Genomic DNA, 21471 nt, shown 5'->3' on the forward strand with positions numbered 1-21471 from the left:
TGCTGCGACCGGCTCGCAAGGGCGAGCCCGAGCGGCCTGGCGCACGGTTGTTCAAGCCACTGCGCCAGACCATCGAGTCGATCAACCAGACCTTCAAAGGACAGCTCGACCTGGAGCAGCACGGCGGACGTACTCCAGCCGGAGTCATAGTCCGTGTCCTGCAACGGGTTCTGGCGCTGACCACCGCGATCTGGCACAACGACAAGACCGGGCAGCCAGTCATGCGGTCATTGACCGCCTACGACCACTGACCCCTTGGAATCAGTCATCTAGTGGTCTCGACATCACGCGTTCCCTTGTGCGGCCGCGTGGCGATCTACACCATGATCGGTCTGTCGTTCGTTGCAGCGCTCGCAAATGCGGTGCATCAGGCGCGACTTGACCGAGCGGCGGAACGGGCCCAGAGCACTGTGCAGCCGACTAGGCGTTCCGCTGATGTTGGTTCTTCCACGACTGCATCTACGTTGCCGACACCACCGGATCCGCCGTCGCGTCGCTGGTTGGTAGTTGCATCATTGGCCGGTGCTGCCGTGGTCGTTGCAGCTGGGATGTACAAGAGAGATCGGCATACCCGTTCCTGAACGATCCGCTTGATCGAGGCCGAAATGAACTGGTGGCCAGCTCCTGGGAGCTGGCCACCAGTCGCGCCGCATTAGTTAGCGACTAGCTAGCCATCGGGAAGATGTTGTCCATCGTCGTCGCGGCTTCCTGCATCACGGGCACGATCTGGTGCCGGTAGACCGTCTCCGTCACCGTCGTGCTGCTGTGGCCGACGAGCCGCGCAATGTCTTCGAGCTTCACGCCGGAGGCGGAGAGCACGGACACGAAGCTGTGCCGCATTTCCCGTGGCGCCCAGTCCTTCGCGACCAGCCCGGCCGCCTTCACGGCCCTCCGAAAGGCGCGACGGACGTTGTGGGAGTCGAGTGGTGTTCCCACCTCTGACGCGAACACCAGGCCGTGTTCCCGCCACCGCTTACCCGCGAGGTTGCGCCTGGCGTCCTGGTGGATGCGGTGAGCTTTCAACGCCTCGACACACCGCGTCGGCATCGCGAGCGTCCGCCTGGACTTCTTCGTCTTCGTGTCTCCGCCCTCTCGTACCGAGCGCCACACCGAGATGGAGGGCCAGGCGTGCGACTCGCGAGATGCTGGCAGCCAACGACTACGCCAGCGCGCTTACGAACACCTTCACGAGTACCCAGTATGAAGCTGAGGCCCGTGAACTGGCGCGCCTGGTCGCTGACTCCGCTGTCGATGCCTCGGTCCTTCGACGCGGCGCTCACCGGAGCCCAGGGGCCGAGGAGAGAGCGGCCGAGGCGCAGCAGGTGGCTCGTAGGGAGCGCCAGCGTGCCGAGCAAGCGGTTGAGCGTTGGTTTGCTGAGAAAGGTGTACCTGACTGACGTTGTGCCAGACCAGCAGCGAGTGCCCCTCGAACGTGGCCGTGCCGTGCTGGACGCCGCGGACGTCGTGCAGGCTAGGGCAAAGTGGATCACGCCGTGCGCGGAATCGCCTCGCTTCGGCGGTGAGCGCTATCCGCAGAAACGATCACGAAGTCCGGGCAGTTGCTCGACTCCATCGCCAGCCGGATCTACTCGGTGACGGCCTCGCTGCGGCCGTTCACCTCCAGATCGAACGCCTCATCATAGATCGACGGGATCGTCTCGGCGGAGTCATCGACGAGTATCGCCATGCTGCTCAACCTGCACGGATGCTGTTCGGCACGCACAGCCTCGCAAAGCGCCAGGTGTCGAATCTTGACGGGTGAAAGACCGAGCTGCATACTCCCTTAACCTTCAGTTAATCGATTAAACACACCGCAGATACGGGAAGGGGTGCCGCGATGGTCCGCGTCCGGATGTCCGATGTGGCGGCCCGTGCCGGTGTCTCCACTGCGACGGTGTCCATGGTGCTCAACGGGGTGAACGGGAAGCGCATCTCGCCGGAGACTCAGCAGCGGGTGCGGGAAGCGGCTGAGGCGGTCGGCTACAAGCCGAACTCGGTGGCCCGCAGCCTGCGGACGCAGCAGACGCGCATGGTGGGCCTCATCTCCGACACCATCGCGAGCACTCCGTACGCCGGCCGGATGTTGGCTGGTGCCAACGATGTTGCTCGCGACCAGGGGCACTTGGTGGTCTTGGTAGACACCGAACGTGATGCCGAGGCCGAGCGCCTGGCCCTGCAGGCACTGAACGGCCAACGGGTCGACGCCATCATTTACGCGTGCATGTGGCATCGCATGGTGGAGGTGCCGCCGGGTCTGCCTGAAGACGCTGTCCTACTCGACTGCGCTCCGGTCACGGGTGGTCGGGCAGCGGTCGTGCCGGACGAGCGGGCTGGCGGCATGGCGGCGGTGCGGGAACTAGTGGCCGCAGGACATCGCCGGATTGCGTTCCTGGACGCGGAGGAAAGGTTCGGCCTGGTCGCTTCAGGGCTTCGGTACGAAGGCTATCTCGCGGTCCTGGCGGAAGCCGGGATCGAGCCCGACCCGGCCCTGCACGTTCGCGCGGAACCGGTGGCGGGCGGTGGGCGAGAGGCGGCCAGGCGACTGCTGGACCTACCTGCCGAACGGCGGCCCACGGCGATGTTCTGCTTCAACGACCGCATGGCGATGGGCGCCTACGCGGAGGCACACCGTGCTGGGCTTTCGATCCCCGGCGATCTGTCGATCGTGGGCTATGACGACCAGCAACTGGTCGCGGCGGAGCTCGATCCTCCGCTGACGACGATCGCGCTGCCGCACTACGAGATGGGGCGGTGGGCCATGGAAGTGGCGCTCGGAGTGCGGCAGGCGGACCCGGCCGTGCCGCACCTCATGCCGTGCCCGATCATCCGGCGGGCCTCGGTGGGCCCGCCGCCGGCGCAGTTTGGCGACTGACGGCCGACGGCGGATCGCACTTGTAGCACTGCAACTCACATGGCAGTTGGCGCTGCCATCAACCCCGGAGGCGACGGCTGGTCGCGCTCCAGAGCACAGAAAGAGACTTCACGGTGAAGCGTAAGTCCCTCTCGATCATAGCAGTGGGTGTCACCGCGGTACTCGTGCTGAGCGGCTGCTCTCGCGCTGGCCAGGACTCCTCGTCGACCAGCGGCGAGATCACGATGTGGACCCACTCGGCCGGTAATCCGGGCGAGATCGCGGTGTACGAGCAGATCATCGCCGACTTCAACGCGTCGCAAACCAAGTACAAGGTCGTCCAGGAGGACTTCCCGCAGGGCTCGTACAACGACGCGGTCACCACCGCCGCGGCGGCGCGCAAGCTGCCGTGTCTGCTGGACATGGACGGCCCGGTGATGCCGAACTGGGCCTGGGCGGGCCACCTCCAGCCGCTGGGCCTGCCGGACGACCTGATCAACTCGTTGTTGCCCACGACCGTCGGCCGCTACAAGAGCACCGTCTTTTCGGCGGGCTACTGGGACGCCGCCCTGGCGATCTTCGCCAGGAAGTCGGTGCTCGACAAGAACAACATCAGGATTCCGGCCGTCGACAAGCCGTGGACGCTCGATGAGTTCAACGCGGCCGTCACCACGCTGAAGGCGAGCGGCTACAAGACGCCGCTGGACCTGGGCGCCGCGGACAAGGGCGAGTGGTGGTCCTACGCGTACTCGCCGATGCTGCAGAGCACCGGCGGCGACTTGGTCGACCGCAACACCATGAAGTCCGCCGAGGGTGCGCTGAACGGCCCGGACGCGGTGAAGTACTTCACCTGGTTCCAGCAGGCGTTCGAGAACGGCTGGGTGGACAACGCAGGCCCGATCGGCAACCAGCGCTTCATCGACAACAGCGTGGCACTGAGCTACACGGGTGTGTGGAACGCCAAGGCCGCGCTCAGCAGCGTAGGTGACGACCTGCTGATCCTGCCCCCGGTGGACTTCGGCAAGGGGCCGAAGATCGGCGGCGGCTCCTGGCAATGGGGCATCTCGGCCGGGTGCAAGAACGTTGAAGGCGCCAGGGAATACCTGAAGTTCAGCTTCCAGGACAAGTACCTCACGGCGTTCGCCGACAGCCAGGTGGTCATCCCGAGCACCGTGGCCGCCATGAAGGCGTCGCAGTACTTCAGCGACAACGCGAAACTGCGCGAGTTCGCTGTGCTGTCGCAGAAGTTCGCTCTCGCCCGGCCGGCGACCCCCGGCTACCCGGTGATCTCCTCGTCCTTCGAGAAGGCGGCGAAGGACATCATGAGCGGCGCCGAGGTGAAGTCCACACTGGACGCCGCGGTGCGGGCCGTCGACGCCGACATCACGTCGCAGAACGGCTACGGCTTCTAGGTCGTCACTCCCGCCGGGCGACAGCGCCCGGCGGGCTGAGAGGGAAGGCACCTCCCATGACGGCGATCTCCTCGCCGGACCGCCGCGCCGCGAGCGCGGCCCCGAGATCGGTCTCTCGGCGCAAGCTCCGTGGCGACCTGCGTTCTGAACGCCGCGCAGGATGGGCGATGGCGGCGCCCGCCGTGCTGTTGCTGCTGGTGTTCCTGATCGTCCCGGTGGTCCTCGGGTTCGTCCTGTCGTTCACCAACGCCAGGCTGATCTCGCCGGAACCGACCAGCTTCACCGGTTTCGACAACTTCGTCCGGGCCTTCACCGCCGATCCGACGTTCTTCCGCTCCGTGCTGAACACCTTCGCCTTCGCCGCCGTCGTGGTCCCGGTGCAAGCAGGGCTGGGCCTGGTCCTCGCCATCCTGGTGAACCAGAAGATCCGCGGCGCGGTCGCGTTCAGGGTCATCTTCTTCATCCCGGTCGTGACCTCGATCGTCGTGGTCTCGATCCTGTGGAAGTTCCTGTACCAGCCGGACGGGCTGATCAACTCCTTCCTCGACTCGATCACCTTCGGCGCCTGGCAGGGCACCGCGTGGCTGAACAACCCGAGCACCGCCCTGACCGCGATCATCGTGCTGTCGGTGTGGCAAGCGGTCGGCTTCCACATGCTGATCTGGCTGTCCGGGCTGCAGACCATCCCCGGAGAGCTGTACGAGGCCGCGCGGATCGATGGCGCGGGCCCGTGGCGGCAGTTCCGCGACGTGACGTGGCCGTGCCTGCGCCCGACCAGGGTGTTCGTGCTGATCACCATCACGATCGCCGCGCTCGGGTTGTTCGTGCAGATCGACGTGATGACCCAGGGCGGTCCGGTGGACTCCACCTCCACGCTGGTCTACCACGCCGTCCGCATGGGCTACCGCCAGCAGCAGATCGGCTACGGATCGGCGCTGTCACTGGTGTTCTTCGTGCTGGTGCTCATCGTCGCGCTGGTGCAGCGCGTCCTGACTCGAGAGAAGGACTGAGCCATGGCAGTGGACATGGGCGAGCGCGTGCTGCGCCGCCGCCGACGGCTCTGGATCTACCTCGCCATGACCGGACTGGCTGTCTTCTTCCTCTTCCCGCTGGTGTTCATGTTCGTCTCCAGCCTGAAGCCCGATGGCCAGATCCTGTCCGACGTCGGCGGTTGGCGCGCGTTCCTGCCGGTCGGGGACATCAGCCTCGGCAACTACTCCGGCGTGTTCGACAGGGTGCCGGTCGGCCGGTTCCTGCTCAACTCGCTGTTCGTCACGACGGTGGTCGTGGTCGCGGGGCTCGTGGTCAACTCCATGGCCGGGTTCGCGATCTCGCGGATGCGCTGGACCGGCCGAGGCTTGGTGCTCAGCGTCGTCATCGCCACGCTGATCGTGCCGTTCGAGACGATCGCGGTGCCGATGGTCTACTGGGTCACGCGACTGCCGACGCTGGTGTTCGAGAACGGGTGGATCGCGTACGACATCGGATGGCTGGACTCGTACGAAGTGCAGATCATCCCGTTCATCGCCAACGGGTTCTCGGTCTTCCTCTTCGCGCAGTACTTCTCTACCATCCCGGCCGCGATCGACGAGGCGGCGCGGATCGACGGCGCGGGCTGGTTCACCATCTACCGCAGGATCGCCGTGCCGTTGTCGGGACCGGCGTTCGCCACGGTCGCGATCCTGACGTTCTTGCCGGCGTGGAACCAGTACCTCTGGCCGAGCATGGTCGTCCAGGACGAGGACCTGCGACCGGTGATGGTCGGCATGCAGTACTTCTTCCAGGAGAACACGGCCTGGGGCGAGGTCATGGCCTACACGTCGATGATCACGCTGCCGGTCCTCGTGGTGTTCCTGGCCTTCCAACGCGCATTCGTCAGCAGCGTCGCCGCGAGCGGTGTCAAGGGCTGACACGCGATCTCCTTCTCCCGCAGGACTTTCTCGAAAGGCTTGTGCATGTTCGCGCTGCCCGAATCATGGGTCTGGGACTTCTGGTTCGCCGACGACGGCGAGCGCTACCACCTCTTCTTCCTCTACGCCTCAAAGGCCTTGCGTGATCCGGACGCCCGGCACTACCGGGCCTCGATCGGTCACGCGGTCTCGACCGACCTCACGAACTGGACGCGCGTCGAGGACGCGCTGGTCCGCGCGGACACCCCGGCGTTCGACGACCTGGCCACGTGGACCGGGTCGGTCGTGCGGCATCCCGACGGGACCTGGTTCCTGTTCTACACCGGCTCCACGTGCGCTCCGAACGGCCAGAACGTGCAACGGATCGGCTACGCGACCTCGCAGGACCTCATCACCTGGGACCGCGCGCCGGACAACCCGGTGCTGGCCGCTGATCCGCTCTGGTACGAGACGCTGCTCTCCGGCGCGTGGCACGACGAGGCGTTCCGCGACCCGTGGGTGTTCGCCGACCCGGCCGGCGACGGCTGGCACATGCTCATCACCGCTCGGGCCGCGTCCGGCGAACCGTTCGAGCGCGGTGTGGTCGGCCACGCGGTCTCCGCCGACCTGCGGCACTGGGAACCGCGCCCGGCACTGACCGTGCCCGTTCCGCGAGGCTTCGGACAGCTCGAGGTCCTCCAGGTCGAGGTCGTCGACGGAAGACCGGTGCTGCTGTTCTCCTGTCTGGCCGAGCACGCTTCGGCCGACCGCCGCGTGACCGGTACGACCGGCGGGGTCTGGGCCGCCCCCGCCGACGGCCTGCTCGGACCGTTCGACGTCGCGGCCGCCGAAGCGGTCACCGACGACCGGTTCTACAGCGGACGCCTGATCCGCCGCCGCTCCGACGACCAGTGGGTGCTGGTCGCGTTCCACAACCGCGGAGAACAGGGGTTCGTCGGCACCATCAGCGGTCCCATGCCGGTGGCGTGGGACGGAAAACGTCTCAGCGTTCTCGAATCCTAAAAGGACTGGAGGTCGGATGAGCTCGACGACGCGCACACTTCGCCTGCTGCGGACGGCATTCGCCGGCACGCTCGTACTGGCGTCAGGAACCGCAAGCCCGGCAACGCCCGTGGCCGCCGCCCTACAAGCGGCGACCTATCGTGCCCAGTACCACTTCACCGTGCCCGATCGCTGGAAGAACGACCCGCAGCGGCCGGTGTACCTCAACGGCAAATTCCACTACTTCTACCTGTACAACGCCAACTATCCCTCCGAAGTCGGCACGGCGTGGCGGCTGGCGACCACCTCCGACGGCGTCGCCTTCGCGGACCAGGGGATCGCCGCGCCGAAGAACACCAACACCAACCGCGACCTGTGGTCCGGATCCGCGGTGATCGACACCGCGAACATCGCCGGGTTCGGCGCCGGTGCGGTCGTCATGCTCGTCACTCAGGCTCCGGCCGGGGGACAGGCGCAGTTCCTGTGGTACTCGATCGACGGCGGCCGGACGTTCCGGCCGCACAGCGAGACCCCGGTGATCCCGAACGGCGGCAGGAGCGCGTTCCGCGACCCGAAGGTCATCTGGGACTCCGCCCGCAACCGGTGGGTCGCGACGATCACCGAAGGGGACCGGATCGGGTTCTACACGTCGCCGGACCTCAAGAACTGGACGCGGCGGTCGGACTTCGCAAGCACCTACGGCCTGCTCGAATGCCCGGACCTGTTCCAGATGCGCGCCGACGACGGCACAACGCACTGGGTGCTGGGCATGAGCGCCAACGGCAGAGCGGCTGGGAAGCCGGAGACCTACGTGTACTGGCCCGGTACGTTCGACGGAACCTCGTTCCGGGCCGACTCCTCCGGACCGCGGTGGCTCGACCACGGCTTCGACTGGTACGGCGGCGTCACCTGGGAGGACCCGTCCGCACCGCTGGACCGGCGGTTCGCGATGGCGTGGATGAACAACTGGGCCTACCCGGACACCACACCGACGATGGCTTCGGACGGCTTCAACGGCACCGACTCGATCGTTCGCCAGATCAGGCTGAAGCGGTATGCCGACGGATACTCGCTTGCTTCCCAACCGACTCCGGCCCTGGCCTCCCACGCCACCTCCGTTCGGAACCTCGGCACGATCCGGGTCGACAACGGCATGGTGCCGCTGCCCCACCGCGGCACGGCCTACGAGCTGAACACCGACGTCAGCTGGACCCAGCTCGAGAACATGGGGCTACAGCTACGAGTCTCAGCCGACGGAACCCGGCACGCGGACGCCGGGATCTACGGTGACCACAGCTACCTGAACCGGCGGCAGACCGGGCAGCCCGACCCCAATGGGCCACTGGGCGAGAGCCACGCTCCATGGGATCCGGCGAAGAAGACGGCCCATCTGCGGATCCTCGTCGACCGGACCACGATCGAGGTGTTCGTGGACGACGGCCGGTACGCGCACTCGAGCCAGGTGTTCGCGGACCCCGCCGACACCGGCATCAACCTGTACGCCACCGACGGCAGCGCCACCTTCGCCAACACGACGATCACCGAGTTCCGGAACCTGGCTCAACGCCCGGCGAAGGTGCTCTCCGGATTCGAAGGCACCTCCTACGACGCCGGCTGGACCACCACCGGCAGCTTCGCCGGCACCGGGCCCTTGTCCGGCTACCTGCCGGGCATGGTCGGCAAGAGGGCGCTGGACACGTTCGCCGGCGGTGGTGACCCGGCTACGGGAACGATCGCCTCACCGACGTTCGCCCTGGACCGCAACCACCTGCACTTCCTGATCGCGGGCGGAAGACACCCGCACGGCGCGTCTGAGGAGACCTCGGTCAACCTGGTCGTGAACGGTCAGGTGGTGAGGACGGCCACCGGCGACGACACCGGTGTGCTGAAACCAGTCGACTGGGACGTCAGCGGCCTGCAGGGGCAGAGCGCCCAGGTGCAGGTGGTCGACCGGGCTACCGGTGCGTGGGGGCATCTCGCGGTCGACCACCTGCTGTTGAGCGACTGAGCGGACGGAGATCAGTGCGACGGGATCTCGCCCGAGCCGCGGTGGACGAGGGTGGCAGGCACGACGGCGTGCGTCGGTGCGGACTTGTCCCCCCGGATGCGGTCGAACACCAGCTCCGCAGCCTTGCGACCGAGAGCGGGAACGTCTTGACGCAGCACGGTCACGCCGGGTTCCAGCATGTCGGCCAGCGGGAAGTCGTCGAAGCCGATCAGCGCGACCCGCCGGTGCAGTTCGCGTGCACGCAGTGCTCGCATCGCACCGACTGTCACCAGGTTCTGGGCGGTGAACAGCGCGGTCGGGGGCTCGTCGAGGTCGAACAGCGTCGCGGCGGCGGCCTCGGCGGCGCCGGGGCCGTGCAGATCGGTGCGGACGAGCTCTTCCCGCAGGGTCAGACCGGCGTGCGCGAGCCCCTCGAGGTAGCCGGTGTAGCGCTCCTGGCTGGTCCACAACGTCTTGCGGTCACCGAGGAAGGAGATGCGCCGGTGCCCCAGGCTCGCCAGGTGGAGCACGGCTTCCCTTGAACTGTCGCGGTTGGTCGTCGTGACGCTGTCGGTGCCGTCGAACATCGGCGGACGGTCCACCAGGACCATGGGCGTGCCGCGCTCGCGTTCCTGCTGGAGCCCGTCCTGGTGACCGCCGACGGCCATCACGACCATGCCGTCGACGCGGCGGGTGGCCAGCGAGGTGACCAGCTCCCGCTGGAGATCCGGATCGTCCTCGCTGCTGCCGGCCAGCACGAGCACGTCGTTCTGCCGAGCACGGTCTTCGATCGCACGCAGGAGGGCAGCGTCGAAAGGATTGGACAGGTCCTCCAGCAGCACCCCGATGGTCGCGCTGCGCCGGTCGGACCGGCGCAGGCTGCTGGCGGTCAGGTTCGGCCGGTAGCCGAGGCTGAGCGCGGCGGCGCGAACCCGTTCGACGACCTCCGGACCCGCTCCGGGCAGGTCGTTGATCACCCGCGACACGGTCTTGATGCTGACCTTCGCGAGCGCGGCGACATCGCGCATCGTCGACTCGCGCCGCACTCCCCGTGAATCCATCGTCCGCTGCTCCATCCGAGTAACGCTTGCGTAACGGCGGCTTGTCGTGACCTGAACCACGAAGCTAGCGTCAACGATGACGTAAACGAAAGCCGCCTTGTTTCTGAACGATCCCATATGGATCTCAAGGTGTGAGCTTGTCCAATGCTGTGCGCGTAACAAGCAATCGGAACGGATCCTCTTCGTCTCTGGCTGTGGGTTACGTCAACGTTGACGTAGGAGGACAAATGAACGGACGGGCGCGCAGAGGCGTCAGGCTGACGGCCCTGGTGTCGGGATCGGTGCTGGCGCTGGTCACCGCATGCGGCGACGGCAGTGGTACGAGCAACGGCGGGGCGCTCGTCGGGCTGGTGACCAAGACCGACACGAACCCGTTCTTCGTGAAGATGAAGGAAGGGGCGCAGAAGGCCGCGGGCAGCACCGGTGCGACGGTGCAGTCGTTCGCAGGCAAGCAGGACGGCGACAACCAGTCCCAGGTCGACGCGATCGAGAACCTGATCGGCGCCGGTGCCAAGGGCATCCTGCTCACGCCGAACGACTCGAAGGCGATCGTGCCGTCGGTCGACAAGGCGCGTCAGGCGGGCCTGCTGGTCATCGCCCTGGACACCCAGCTCGAGCCGGCGAGCGCAGCCGATGCCACCTTCGCCACCGACAACTTCCAGGCAGGACTGCTCATCGGGCAGTGGGCCAAGGCGAAGTTCGCGGCCGAGAACAAGCAGGCCAAGATCGCGCTGCTGGACCTCAACCCGAACCAGGTGTCCGTGGACGTCCAGCGCGACCAGGGTTTCCTGCAGGGCTTCGGCGTGGACGTCAAGGACAAGAACAAGATCGGTGACGAGAGCGATCCGCGCATCGTGGGCCACGACGTCACGGACGGCGCTCCCGAGGGCGGTCGGACCGCCATGGAAAACCTGCTGCAGAAGGATCCTGGCGTCAACCTGGTCTACACGATCAACGAGCCCGCGGCCGCCGGCGCGTACGAGGCGTTGAAGGCGGCGGGCAAGGAGAAGGACGTCGTGATCGTCTCGGTCGACGGCGGCTGTCCCGGCGTGAACAACGTCAAGGCGGGGATCATCGGCGCGACCTCGCAGCAGTACCCGCTGAAGATGGCCCAGCTCGGAGTCGAGGCGATCGCGAAGTTCGCGAAGGACGGCACCAAGCCGCAGAACACCACCGGGAAGGACTTCGTGGACACCGGCGTCACCCTGATCACCGACCAGCCCGCGGCCGGCGTGGAGTCGAAGGACGCCGCCTGGGGCCTCGAGAACTGCTGGGGCTGAGCATGTCGACAACGTTGTCCAAGAGCCAGTCGCCGAGCGGGAACCCGCTCGGCGGGGCCGAGGCCAAGCGCTCACCGCTGATCCGGCTGCAGCATCTGCTGCACGCCCAGGCGACCATCGGCCCCGCCGTGGTGCTGCTGGTGTCGGTCGTGGTGTTCGCCCTACTGTCCGAACGGTTCCTCACGCCCGGGAACATTTCCCTGATCCTGCAACAGGTTGCGGTCGTCGGCACGCTCGCGGTCGGTCAGACGATCGTCATCCTGACCGCGGGCATCGACCTGTCCTGCGGTGCGATCATGGTGCTCACCTCGATCGTGATGGCCAAGGTGGCCGCTGACACCGGTCTGCCCGGCCTTCCCGCGCTGCTGCTCGGTTTCGTGGTCGGCACGCTGTGCGGACTGCTCAACGGCCTGTTGGTCACCCGGCTCAAGCTGCCGCCGTTCATCGTCACCCTGGGCACGCTCAACGTGTTCTTCGCGCTCAACCTCTGGTACTCCGCCAGTGCCACCATCCGCGGCACCGACATGCCGTCGCTGCTGCTGTGGACCGGTCAGACGATCAACCTCGGCGGCACGCGCATCACCTACGGCTCGATCATGATGGTCGTGCTCGTCGCGGCCATGGCGTTCGCGCTGAAGAACACCGCCTGGGGCCGCCACGTCTACGCCACGGGTGACGACGCGGAGGCGTCACGCCTGTCCGGCATCCGCACCGGCCGGGTGCTGCTCAGCGTGTACGCGACAGCGGGTGCGGTGTACGCGTTCAGCGCGTGGGTCCTCATTGGACGCATCGCGTCGGCCAGTCCGCAGGCCGGGCAGCTGGACAACCTCGACTCCATCACCGCCGTGGTGATCGGCGGCACGAGCCTGTTCGGCGGGCGCGGCGCGATCGTCGGCTCGCTGATCGGCGCACTGATCGTCGGGGTGTTCCGCAACGGCCTCGCGCTGGCGGGGGTGGACGTGCTGTGGCAGACCATGGCCGTCGGCGTGCTCATCATCGTCGCGGTCTCGCTGGACCAGTGGATCAGGAAGGTGAAGGCATGACCACGCCAGTGCTGCAGGCCCGCGGTCTGGTCAAGCGCTACGGGAGGGTCACCGCGCTCGCCGGTGCCGATCTCGAGCTGATGCCCGGTGAGATCCTCGCCGTCATCGGTGACAACGGTGCCGGCAAGTCCAGCCTGATCAAGGCGCTGTCCGGGGCGGTCGTGCCGGACGAGGGCGAGATCCTGGTGGACGGCAGGCCGGTGTCGTTCGGTTCGCCGATCGACGCGCGGAAGGCCGGCATCGAGACGGTGCACCAGTCGCTGGCGGTGTCGCCGTCGCTCGACATCGCGGCCAACCTGTTCCTGGGTCGTGAACGGCGCAGGCCGGGGGTGCTCGGCACGGTGTTCCGCATGCTCGACCGCAACGGCATGCGAGACGAGGCCCGTCGGCAACTCGACGGCCTGGGCATCATGACCATCCAGAACCCAGGCCAGGCCGTGGAGACGCTGTCCGGCGGTCAGCGGCAGGCCGTCGCCGTGGCCAGGGCCGCCGCGTTCGGCAGCCGCGTGGTCATCATGGACGAACCCACCGCCGCCCTGGGAGTCCGCGAGTCCCGCGCGGTGCTCGACCTCGTCCTGCAGGTCCGCGATCGCGGCCTGCCGGTCATCCTGATCAGTCACAACATGCCGCACGTCTTCGAGGTGGCCGACCGCATCCACATCCAGCGCCTCGGCAGGCGCAAAGCCGTCGTCGACCCGAAGACCATCTCGATGTCCGACGCGGTGGCGATCATGACCGGCGCGATGGAGCCGCCCGACGTCTCCATGGGGATGTCATGAGACGACGTCGCCTCATCGGCCTGCTGACCGTCGCCGCCCTGGTCGGGACGGTGCCGGTCGCACAGGCGGAGCCGCCGTTCACCGAGCCCCACCGGCCGCAGTTCCACTTCACGCCTGCGAAGAACTGGATGAACGACCCCAACGGGCTCGTCTACCACGGCGGCATGGGCCAAGTCGTGATCACCAGTCTCGTCTTCCCCGATGCGGCCGGTGACGAGGTGAAGGTCTTCTCCGAGGGTGGCAGCGCCCGGATCGACCGCCTCACCCTGTGGCACATGGGTTCTTACCGACGCTGACCGCTCGCGGTGGCGGAGCCTGCTCCGCCGCCGCCTCTCTCACAGGGAAATCCTCATGATCATCGTTGGTGGCGAGGCGCTCGTCGACCTCGTGCCCGACCGCGTCGGCGGCTACCGGCCCCTGCCGGGAGGAAGCCCGGCCAACACCGCGGCCGGCATCGGCCGGCTCGGCACGCAGACCGCGTTGCTGGCGCGGTTGGCCGACGACCGCCTGGGAGCGCTTCTGCGCACTCACCTGGAAACCTCCAACGTCGATCTCGGCTACACCGCCCACTCGGCGGCGCCGACCACGTTGGCCGTGGTGGACGTCGGCCTGGACGGGGCGGCCGACTACTCGTTCTACATCGACGGTTGCGCCGATGGCGGCTGGCAGGTGACCGACCTGCCCGCTGCTCTCCCGCCGGACGCGGCGCTGCACGTGGGTGGCTCGTTCGCCCTCGCGATCGAACCGATGGCCGCGGCATTCGAGACCCTGCTCTCTCGTGAGCACCCGCACCGCGTCATCACGCTCGACCCGAACATCCGCCCGATGCTCATCGAAGACCACGCCACAGTGCGCGCCAGGTTCCAGCGATGGCTCGGCATGACCGACGTCGCCAAGGTGAGCACCGACGACCTCCGGTGGATCGCCCCTGACCGCCCTCTCGCCGAAGTCGTGTCCGAGTGGCACGAGCAAGGGCCTGCTCTCGTCATCGTCACCCGTGGGGCGGAGGGGGTGTACGCCTCCGGTCCGTCCGGCCTCGTCGAGCTCCCCGGTCTCGTCGTCGACGTCACCGACACGGTCGGCGCGGGAGACGCGTTCATGGCCGGTCTCCTGGCCGCCCTGGACCGCAACGACCTGCTCACCCGGACCAACCTGCACACCCTGACCCACGCCGAACTCGTCGACACCCTCGCCTACGCCCAACGCGTCGCAGCCATCACCTGCACCCGTTCAGGCGCCGATTCACCGTGGTTCGACGAACTGCTCACCACCGAGGCCCGTTCCGAAGTCTGCTGAACGCGAAGCAAGCCCCCTTCCCGCAGATGTGAAGAGAGGCCAGCATGCCCGCATCCACCTCCACCCGATCGTTCCATCGTCGTGTCATGGCCTTGCTCGCCATGGCGATCCTGGCCGTGACGGCGGTGATCGCCGCCCCCTCGGCGCAGGCGGCGCCCTATCCCGAATACCCCTACGACGCGACCGACTACAACGAGCCGTTACGCGGTAAGTTCCACTTCAGCTCGCAGGGCGGCTGGATGAACGACGTGAACGCGCCGCTGTACTACAACGGCGTCTACCACCTCTTCTACCAGCACAACCCGCACAGCCTGAACTGGGACACGATGCACTGGGGCCACGCGACCAGCACGGATCTCGTGCACTGGACCCAGAAGCCGATCGCCCTCGAACCGGGCATGCACAACGCCACGCTCTTCTCCGGCGGCGGCTGGGTGGACACCAACAACGTCACCGGCCTCAAGGCCGGCGCCGACGCCCCGATCCTGTTGTTCACCAACACCAACGGCGTCTCCATCGCCTACAGCACCGACGGCGCCAAGACGTTCCGCATGTACAACGGCGGCGCCAAAGTGATCTCGACGCCCTACGAGTCGCGCGACCCCAAGGTGTTCTGGGACGCGGCACAGAACCGCTGGGGCATGGTCTTCTGGGGCAACGAGGGCGGCAACACAGCGAAGTTCTACAGCTCGACGAACCTGCTCAACTGGTCCTACCGCGGCGAGTTCCGCGCCGACTGGCTGTTCGAATGCCCCGACCTCTACCAACTCCCGGTCGACGGCAACACCGCAAACCCGAAGTGGGTGCTGCAGGACGCCAGCGGCGAATACGTCGTCGGCACCTTGAGCAGCGCCGGCGTCTTCGTACCGGATGCCGGATGGTCACGGCCGCAACGCATGGACGTGGGCCGGACCAGCTTCGAAGGCACCGCCTATGCCGGCCTGACCTTCACCAACATGCCCACCAACAGGGTCGTGCAGATGTTCTGGCAGCCTGGCAACAAGGGCTCGACGTGGACCGGTAACGCGTCCTTCCCCGCCCAACTCGCGCTCAAGACCTTCCCGGGCGAGGGCATCCGGGTGACCCGCAACCCCGTCACCGAGATCTCCACCATCCGTCAGGCGACGCAGACCTGGAGCAACCGGACGATTTCGCCCGACATCTCCACCAACCCGTTCAACGGCATCAGCGCCGACACCTACGAGATCGAGGCCACCTACGACCTGACAGGAGCGACGGCGACGGACTTCGGCTTCGAGCTGCATCGACGCTCCGACGGCACTCGCGACGCGGCCATCGGCTACGACCGTGTCCGGCAAACACTGGCCGACGCCTCCATGCCCCCGATCAACAACCGAGTGAAGCTGCGCGTCCTCGTCGACCGCGGACAACTCGAGACCTTCGGCAACGACGGCAAGATCTCGGTGACCGACAACGTCAACTTCATCTCGTCCAGCGGTAGCCTTGGCATCCGCGCCTACGCCAACAATGGCACCGTGCGGATCGAGTCGTTGACATTCCGCCGTCTGAGCAAGGCGTGGGCGAACGCACCCAGCGGTCCGGACCAAGGCGTCGGGATGATCAGGTGGAACGGCACTGGCAAGTGCGTCGACCGCGACAACACAGCCGCCATCGCGCAGATCTGGGACTGCTTGGACGGTGCCAACCAGCGGTGGACGTTCACGGCGGCTGGGAAGATCAAGGTCGGGAACGAGTGTCTCGACCAGCCGGGGGAGGCACCCGGCAACGGCGGCAAGATCAAGACTTACCCGTGCTGGGGCGGTGACAACCAGCGGTGGATCCGCATCGGCGACAACCAGTACCAGAACGCCTGGTCGAAACGCTGTCTCGACCTCGAGGCCAACAACTCGGCCAACGGCCGCCAGTTGCAGGTGTGGGACTGCGTTGGAGGTCCGAACCAGAGTTGGAGCATTCCCTCAAACTGATGCTGACCGCGACAGCGCAATGAAGATCGGATGGCCTGACTATCCGCTCAGCATGCCACGCGGGCCGACCATCGACTTGCGAACCCACGAACTGAAAGCTGCGCGCCAGTTCTATGTGAAATATGACATTGGGGCCGCGCTGACCTGCGGAAACGAGACTTTTGCGGGTTGGCGTGGTTCAGTTCAGGTCCATTGAGGGCCGTTACGGCATGTTCAACGCGCGGAGTTGCTCCCAATCTGCTCCTAGTCCGCGCTCCCAAGGCCATCGGCGCTGTCTAGGCTGAGGGCCAACGTGCACGCTCGGCGAGGCCGGCGTTCGTCGGTGACGGTTCACGCGGTCTGCCGCTGTAGTGGTGTGATCCCGCACAACGACCTGCTCACCTCGGTGCCAGCCGGGGGATCATGGCCGACGCGCCTGCTGCGCCCGCTCGGTCGTCGACGGCCTATATCGCGGCGGCGATCGGTTCGAGCCCCGCGACCAACTCGTCGAACTCGTCCGTGCTGAGCACGTCGTACGCCGGCGCCGCCAGCTCGTCGGTGAGGGCCTCGATCCGCTCGCTGGCCTCCCGGCCGGCGTCGGTGAACCCGCCGGCGTCGTCCACGAGGCCGCGGCCGCGCAACCCATCGACGACAGCGGCCGGCTGTGCCTTGGGCAGGTGGTGGATCCGGCCGAACTCCTCCGCCCTCAGTCCAAGGGAGAGGGCGAGCAGGACGTGGGCCTCGGTGCCGCCGATGCCGTTGACGACGAGGGCGGCGTCGTGGCCGTCCCCGCGGTGCTCCCGCAGCAGCGTCGCCGCGTGCCAGAGCCTGGCCACCGGCTCCTCGGGCACGTCGAGCGCCCGGAGCCCGGCATACAGCGCTCGGCCCTCGATCGGCGCGCTGACCGCTGCTCTGGTGGCGAGGTCGGCGAGGTTCCTGGCTTGCTGCACGGTCCAGTCGCGTGTCGGATGGGTGGTGATGCCGGTGATGTGCAGGCGTCTGGTGCCGTGTTCAAGGAACACCAACGCGTATAGGCGTGTGCCGAGTGCGGTGTCGATGTGGAAGAAGTCCGCCGCGATGATGCCCTCGGCCTGGGCTGCGAGGAACTCGCGCCAGGTCGGACCGGATCGACGTGGTGCTGGGTCGATGCCCGCTGCGTTCAAGATCTTCCAGACGGTGGAGGCGGCGATTCGATGTCCGAGTCTGGTCAACTCGCCTTGGATCCGCCGATGTCCCCACCGCGGGTTCTCTGTGGCGAGCCGGAGCACAAGTGCGCGAACCAGAATCGGTCTGCCGGCTCGTAGCGGACCGGGCCGGCCAGCTGTCGGCGAAGCACAGTGTTCTGATGCCGCAGCACGAGAAGCTCCGCGTCCTTCTCCGCCTCACCGCGGAGCAGCACCGACGCGGCAGACAGCAACTTCCGAGTCACTTTGTACAGCAGGGACACGATCACCTGAGCATGCTCTCAGCCTGGGAAGGCTGGGCTGGCACGCTGCGGTGATGACTTTTCGAGCGGCACAGGCTCAAGGAGCCGATGAGTTTCCCCGGCCAGGAGCCCGACGACGTCGAGATCGGTGTCTGCGTGACCGACATCCAGCAGCGCACGGGTCTGGGGCAGTCGACCACCTCGCAGTACCTCGCGATGCTGCGGCAAGCAGGGCTGGTGATCGCCACCCGGCGGGGCAAGTGGACCTACTACCGCCGCGACGAGGCGAACATCGCCCGCCTCCTGGAGACCCTGCGCGACGTGTTCTAGGTCCAATGCCGTTCGAACCGGAAACGTCCGCCCGGTCAGGCCGGTGCCACGAGCCGTTGGGTGCTCCGTCGGAACGCCCAGATGACGACGAGTGCGCCCAGCACCGTCAGCGGGGTGCCCATCGCGACCTTGCTGAAAGCCAGCCAGCCGGTGGAGTCGACGAGGTAGAGCCACTGCTGCACGGCGAACCGGCCGCCGCACACGGCCGCCGCGGCGAGTGTGGCGACGTCGTGGGCACGCAGCACCGATCGGTCGGCCCGCCAGTCATGCGTGCGGCCGTGCAGGAGGTTCCACACGAGGCCGGTCAGAGGACGGCGGGCCAGCACCGAGCCGGACGCGACGATGAAGCCCGCCAGGGCCACCCAGATGCCGATCACGAAGAAGTCCTTCGCCGACCCCGTCCAGGCAACGACACCCGCGGCGGCCGCCACACCGAGCAGACTCCCGATCGCCGAGGTGAAGCGTTCGCCGCGCAGCAGTCGGAAGCCGGTGAGCGCCAAGGCGACGACCATCGAGATCGCGATCGTCATCAGCAGCGGCAGGAACGCGTTGGCCGTGACGAAGACGATGACCGGGACGGTCGAGTAGACCAGCCCCATCGGGCCGCCCAGGTGGTCGAGCGGCGTCGTCCTCCGGTCGGCGCTGGGCTCTGGCCTGGTCGTGGTCGTGGTCCGGTCGTGGATCTCGTCCGTCATGGTTGTTCCGCCCTCCCAAGTGGTGTGTGAGAACAGGAAAGGCCGTGCCGCTGCGGCACACTCAACCCCGATGTGAAACGGGCCACCCGCGGTTCAGGTGTTCAGCGGAAACGATGCGGGCGGGCCTGACCCGGAGTCCGACGAGCCGATCCGAGCATCGAGCCGTGGGCCTGCCCCTCGTGCTGCAGGTCGACTTCTGTGCTCCACGAGCTGATGCGGTCGATCGCACGGAACGCACGGCGGTCAGCCTTGCCCCTCCCGGTCTTTCCTCATCAAGGCCTGCACCCGACGGAGGACATCGACCTGGGCCGGGTTGTACAGCTCCTGTACCGCGGCCGCCGCGATCGCGGTGACGAACCGCGCCCCACGCGGAGCTTCGTCGTCCGGCGCCGTCATCGCCGGATGCTCGGCCAACAGCTCGCGGATGTTCGGAATCATGCGTTCGGCCAGACTTTGCCGCGTCGCGTCGTCGGCATCGGCGGGCAGCGAGTCGAACTGTCCATCAGTCTGGTCGGCAGGGGGATCGCTGCGCAGTATCTCGGCATAGGCTTCCAGGTGCTGCGGGCCGAGGACCCGGCTCATGACCACCGCCAGCGACCGGTCGGCCTCCGACAGGTCAGTCGCTCCGATCGCCGGGGCGAGGTCGGCGGGCAGGGCGATCGGCACGTGTTGCCGCAGAATCAGGGCGAGTTCGACGCGGGCCCGCTGCAACCGCTGGATCGTTTCGGCCAGTTCGGCGTCGAGGGCTCGCAGGGCCTCGGCGGGGTGGTGGTCGTCCTCGCCCATCTCGGCGATCTGGGACAGCGAGAATCCGAGATCGACCAGGCGTTTGACGCGTACAAGCCGGATGAAGTGGGCGACGCCGTACTGCTTGTAGCCGTTGGGGCGCCGCCCGGGTTCAGGTAGCAAGCCCACGTGGTGGTAGTGCCGGACCGCCCGCAGGCTGGTTCCGGCCAGTTCGGCGATCTCACGGGTGCTCCAGGACATGACCTCACTCCACACCGTGCCGCAACGGCATCGTCAAGCTCGGCGACCGCGCGTGCCCCGGGACCGCGATCAGTCATCGGGCCGGCGGGAGCAGCCGCGTGCTGCTCCGCCGAGCCTGCCGCGTCTCTGGACGCCCGGCGCCCGGCGTCACAGGTACTTGACCATGCCGTGACGGCACGGTCTTTCCTGGCTCGTGGCCGTAGGCGACGCCCAGGACGTCCGTGGCCCCGACATGACAAGAGGTGACCCATGAACGGCAACGCCCTCTCCCTCCGTCGCGCCAACACGGTGGCTCTGCCGGTCCGGCCGGGTGAGGGCGGATGAACATGTTCACGAGGTACAAGCGCCGCTGGCAAGTGTCGAGGGCCAAGCCCGGTGATGGGAGCCTGCTGCAGCCGTATCGACTCTGGCAGCTGTTCTCCCGCTCCCTGTTCTCCATCGAGCTCCTCGACCAGGCGGGACGCCACCACGTCTACGAGGTCGATGTCCGGCACCTCGCCGACAGCACGACGAAGAAGAGTCCGGCCTCGCTCTACCGCGACGGCGTCCAAGTGCTGCGCGGCAATGTGCCGGTGGCGTTCCCCGTACCCGGTGGCGTCATCGAGGTGGCCACCAGCCTGTACGGGGTCAGACGCATGCACTACGTCGCATACGATCGCCGCGAACAGGTGCTGAAGTCGCACCCGCGTTCCCAGGAAGGCCTGCGGGCGCGGTTCGACCGGCGGTTCCCCCGCGTGAGTGCGGTCATCGGCGCCGTGGGCCTCGTCGTACTGCTGGTGGGACTGACGACGGCCCTCGCTACGGCCGTGGAGCAGATCACGCGGATCGAGGTCGTCGCCCAGCACCTCGGTACGTTCGTCTCACCGGTTCAACTGCCTGGATGGGCGAAGTTCGTGCTGTCCGCCGCCGGCGCCCTAGCGGCCTTCGACCGTGCTCTCCGGCTCAAGAGCACGTGGATGGCCGACTGAGCGGGCCATGGCCCGCGACCTCGTCCGCGGGATGATGCTGTTGCTCCTCGCGCTCGCGCACGTGCCGCGGTTCCTGTGGACCTTCGCGAGAAGGACGAGGAGGGTCTACCGCGTGGTCGCCCGGCAGCTCCAGCCCCACGAGCAGGGCGCGGCGGACGTCGTACGGCGTGGTGAGCAGCGACCGCACGTCCAGGTAGAGCAGGTCGAACACGAAGTAGGCGATGCGCGAACCTGTCCGTGCTGAGGGTCGGACCACACCAGAGGACCAGCGGGACAACCACGTCTACAGCAGAACAGCGCCATGGTCTTCGGCTACCGCGGCGACCGGTTCCCCGAGCAGAAGGTGGCGCTGCTACCGGTCCGCTATTCCGACCTCGCCGACGTCACCTTGCTCGACCGGGCAGCCTTGGGCGAATTCCCAGAGGCGTCGAAACACAACTGATCAACGATGACGTCGCGCTGGCAGCCTGAGGACCAGGGGTTCGAGACCGGCCGCGGCCGTGGCGTCGTGATCGGTGCGGTGCCAGCAGGTCAGTCGGA

At 67.2% G+C, this 21471-nt stretch carries 22 protein-coding genes and 1 pseudogene; 16 read left to right on the top strand and 7 right to left on the bottom strand.

Annotated elements, in window-relative coordinates:
• Window positions 1-251, top strand: a pseudogene (locus LX88_RS43000) (IS982 family transposase); the annotation flags it as partial.
• Between the two features lie 412 nt (window positions 252-663).
• On the opposite strand, the gene LX88_RS43005 reads toward LX88_RS43000, so the two are convergent.
• The gene (locus LX88_RS43005) at window positions 664-1110 is read right to left on the bottom strand and encodes a tyrosine-type recombinase/integrase (protein ID WP_372511543.1); all 447 of its coding nucleotides are present in this window, start codon (window positions 1108-1110) and stop codon (window positions 664-666) included.
• Window positions 1111-1585: 475 nt separating this feature from the next.
• Window positions 1586-1777, bottom strand: a complete 192-nt coding sequence (locus LX88_RS43010) for a hypothetical protein (RefSeq protein ID WP_258953493.1) — start codon at window positions 1775-1777, stop codon at window positions 1586-1588.
• Window positions 1778-1837: 60 nt separating this feature from the next.
• On the opposite strand from LX88_RS43010, the gene LX88_RS43015 reads away from it, so the two are divergent.
• The 6 genes from LX88_RS43015 to LX88_RS43040 all read left to right on the top strand — a co-directional run bounded on the left by LX88_RS43015 (window position 1838) and on the right by LX88_RS43040 (window position 9162).
• The gene (locus LX88_RS43015; protein ID WP_258953494.1) at window positions 1838-2872 is read left to right on the top strand and encodes a LacI family DNA-binding transcriptional regulator; all 1035 of its coding nucleotides are present in this window, start codon (window positions 1838-1840) and stop codon (window positions 2870-2872) included.
• 113 nt (window positions 2873-2985) lie between these two features.
• A complete protein-coding gene (locus LX88_RS43020; RefSeq protein WP_258953495.1) occupies window positions 2986-4263 on the top strand; it encodes a sugar ABC transporter substrate-binding protein in 1278 nt (425 codons plus the stop codon).
• A 167-nt stretch (window positions 4264-4430) separates the two neighbouring features.
• Window positions 4431-5273 (top strand): carbohydrate ABC transporter permease, encoded by an 843-nt coding sequence (locus tag LX88_RS43025; protein ID WP_258953496.1) that lies wholly within the window; start codon window positions 4431-4433, stop codon window positions 5271-5273.
• Window positions 5274-5276: 3 nt separating this feature from the next.
• Window positions 5277-6173 (top strand): carbohydrate ABC transporter permease, encoded by an 897-nt coding sequence (locus LX88_RS43030; RefSeq protein WP_258953497.1) that lies wholly within the window; start codon window positions 5277-5279, stop codon window positions 6171-6173.
• A 45-nt stretch (window positions 6174-6218) separates the two neighbouring features.
• Entirely contained in the window at window positions 6219-7175 is a 957-nt protein-coding gene (locus LX88_RS43035) for a glycoside hydrolase family protein (RefSeq protein ID WP_258953498.1), read from the top strand.
• Window positions 7176-7335: 160 nt separating this feature from the next.
• Entirely contained in the window at window positions 7336-9162 is a 1827-nt protein-coding gene (locus LX88_RS43040) for a glycoside hydrolase family 32 protein (RefSeq protein WP_258953499.1), read from the top strand.
• 11 nt (window positions 9163-9173) lie between these two features.
• Here LX88_RS43040 and LX88_RS43045 read toward each other — a convergent pair whose 3' ends face one another.
• The gene (locus LX88_RS43045; RefSeq protein WP_258953500.1) at window positions 9174-10202 is read right to left on the bottom strand and encodes a LacI family DNA-binding transcriptional regulator; all 1029 of its coding nucleotides are present in this window, start codon (window positions 10200-10202) and stop codon (window positions 9174-9176) included.
• Window positions 10203-10429: 227 nt separating this feature from the next.
• Between LX88_RS43045 and LX88_RS43050 the strand changes: the two genes are divergently transcribed.
• The 6 genes from LX88_RS43050 (at window position 10430) to LX88_RS43075 (ending at window position 16546) form a co-directional block, all read left to right on the top strand.
• Window positions 10430-11482 (top strand): sugar ABC transporter substrate-binding protein, encoded by a 1053-nt coding sequence (locus LX88_RS43050; protein WP_258953501.1) that lies wholly within the window; start codon window positions 10430-10432, stop codon window positions 11480-11482.
• A gap of 2 nt (window positions 11483-11484) precedes the next feature.
• Window positions 11485-12525 carry an ABC transporter permease gene (locus LX88_RS43055; RefSeq protein WP_258953502.1) on the top strand — a complete coding sequence of 347 codons (1041 nt, stop codon included), beginning with the start codon at window positions 11485-11487 and terminating at the stop codon, window positions 12523-12525.
• Window positions 12522-13304, top strand: a complete 783-nt coding sequence (locus tag LX88_RS43060) for an ATP-binding cassette domain-containing protein (RefSeq protein ID WP_258953503.1) — start codon at window positions 12522-12524, stop codon at window positions 13302-13304. The genes LX88_RS43055 and LX88_RS43060 overlap by 4 nt, the downstream gene beginning before the upstream one ends.
• A complete protein-coding gene (locus LX88_RS43065) occupies window positions 13301-13600 on the top strand; it encodes a GH32 C-terminal domain-containing protein (RefSeq protein WP_258953504.1) in 300 nt (99 codons plus the stop codon). The genes LX88_RS43060 and LX88_RS43065 overlap by 4 nt, the downstream gene beginning before the upstream one ends.
• Window positions 13601-13655: 55 nt before the next feature.
• Window positions 13656-14600, top strand: coding sequence for a carbohydrate kinase family protein (locus LX88_RS43070; RefSeq protein ID WP_258953505.1), 945 nt, complete (start codon window positions 13656-13658; stop codon window positions 14598-14600).
• Window positions 14601-14686: 86 nt separating this feature from the next.
• Complete coding sequence (locus LX88_RS43075) at window positions 14687-16546, top strand: ricin-type beta-trefoil lectin domain protein (protein ID WP_258953506.1); 1860 nt, start codon at window positions 14687-14689, stop codon at window positions 16544-16546.
• A gap of 443 nt (window positions 16547-16989) precedes the next feature.
• Here the strand turns inward: LX88_RS43075 and LX88_RS43080 are convergent, their stop codons facing one another.
• The gene (locus LX88_RS43080; RefSeq protein WP_258953507.1) at window positions 16990-17688 is read right to left on the bottom strand and encodes an SCO6745 family protein; all 699 of its coding nucleotides are present in this window, start codon (window positions 17686-17688) and stop codon (window positions 16990-16992) included.
• Window positions 17689-18059: 371 nt separating this feature from the next.
• On the opposite strand from LX88_RS43080, the gene LX88_RS43085 reads away from it, so the two are divergent.
• A complete protein-coding gene (locus tag LX88_RS43085; RefSeq protein ID WP_258953508.1) occupies window positions 18060-18281 on the top strand; it encodes an ArsR/SmtB family transcription factor in 222 nt (73 codons plus the stop codon).
• A 35-nt stretch (window positions 18282-18316) separates the two neighbouring features.
• Here LX88_RS43085 and LX88_RS43090 read toward each other — a convergent pair whose 3' ends face one another.
• Window positions 18317-18976 (bottom strand): DUF3159 domain-containing protein, encoded by a 660-nt coding sequence (locus LX88_RS43090; RefSeq protein WP_258953509.1) that lies wholly within the window; start codon window positions 18974-18976, stop codon window positions 18317-18319.
• Between the two features lie 243 nt (window positions 18977-19219).
• A complete protein-coding gene (locus LX88_RS43095; protein WP_258953510.1) occupies window positions 19220-19963 on the bottom strand; it encodes a MerR family transcriptional regulator in 744 nt (247 codons plus the stop codon).
• Between the two features lie 320 nt (window positions 19964-20283).
• Here LX88_RS43095 and LX88_RS43100 point away from each other — a divergent pair, with 320 nt between their 5' ends.
• The gene (locus LX88_RS43100) at window positions 20284-20931 is read left to right on the top strand and encodes a hypothetical protein (RefSeq protein WP_258953511.1); all 648 of its coding nucleotides are present in this window, start codon (window positions 20284-20286) and stop codon (window positions 20929-20931) included.
• Here LX88_RS43100 and LX88_RS43105 read toward each other — a convergent pair.
• Window positions 20906-21142: a hypothetical protein gene (locus tag LX88_RS43105; RefSeq protein WP_258953512.1), complete on the bottom strand. Its 237-nt coding sequence runs from the start codon at window positions 21140-21142 to the stop codon at window positions 20906-20908. The genes LX88_RS43100 and LX88_RS43105 overlap by 26 nt on opposite strands.
• A gap of 90 nt (window positions 21143-21232) precedes the next feature.
• On the opposite strand from LX88_RS43105, the gene LX88_RS43110 reads away from it, so the two are divergent.
• A complete protein-coding gene (locus tag LX88_RS43110) occupies window positions 21233-21373 on the top strand; it encodes a hypothetical protein (protein ID WP_258953513.1) in 141 nt (46 codons plus the stop codon).
• The last annotated feature ends 98 nt before the right edge of the window (window positions 21374-21471 follow it).

Source organism: Lentzea californiensis, from assembly GCF_024648825.1.
Taxonomy (GTDB): domain Bacteria; phylum Actinomycetota; class Actinomycetes; order Mycobacteriales; family Pseudonocardiaceae; genus Lentzea; species Lentzea californiensis.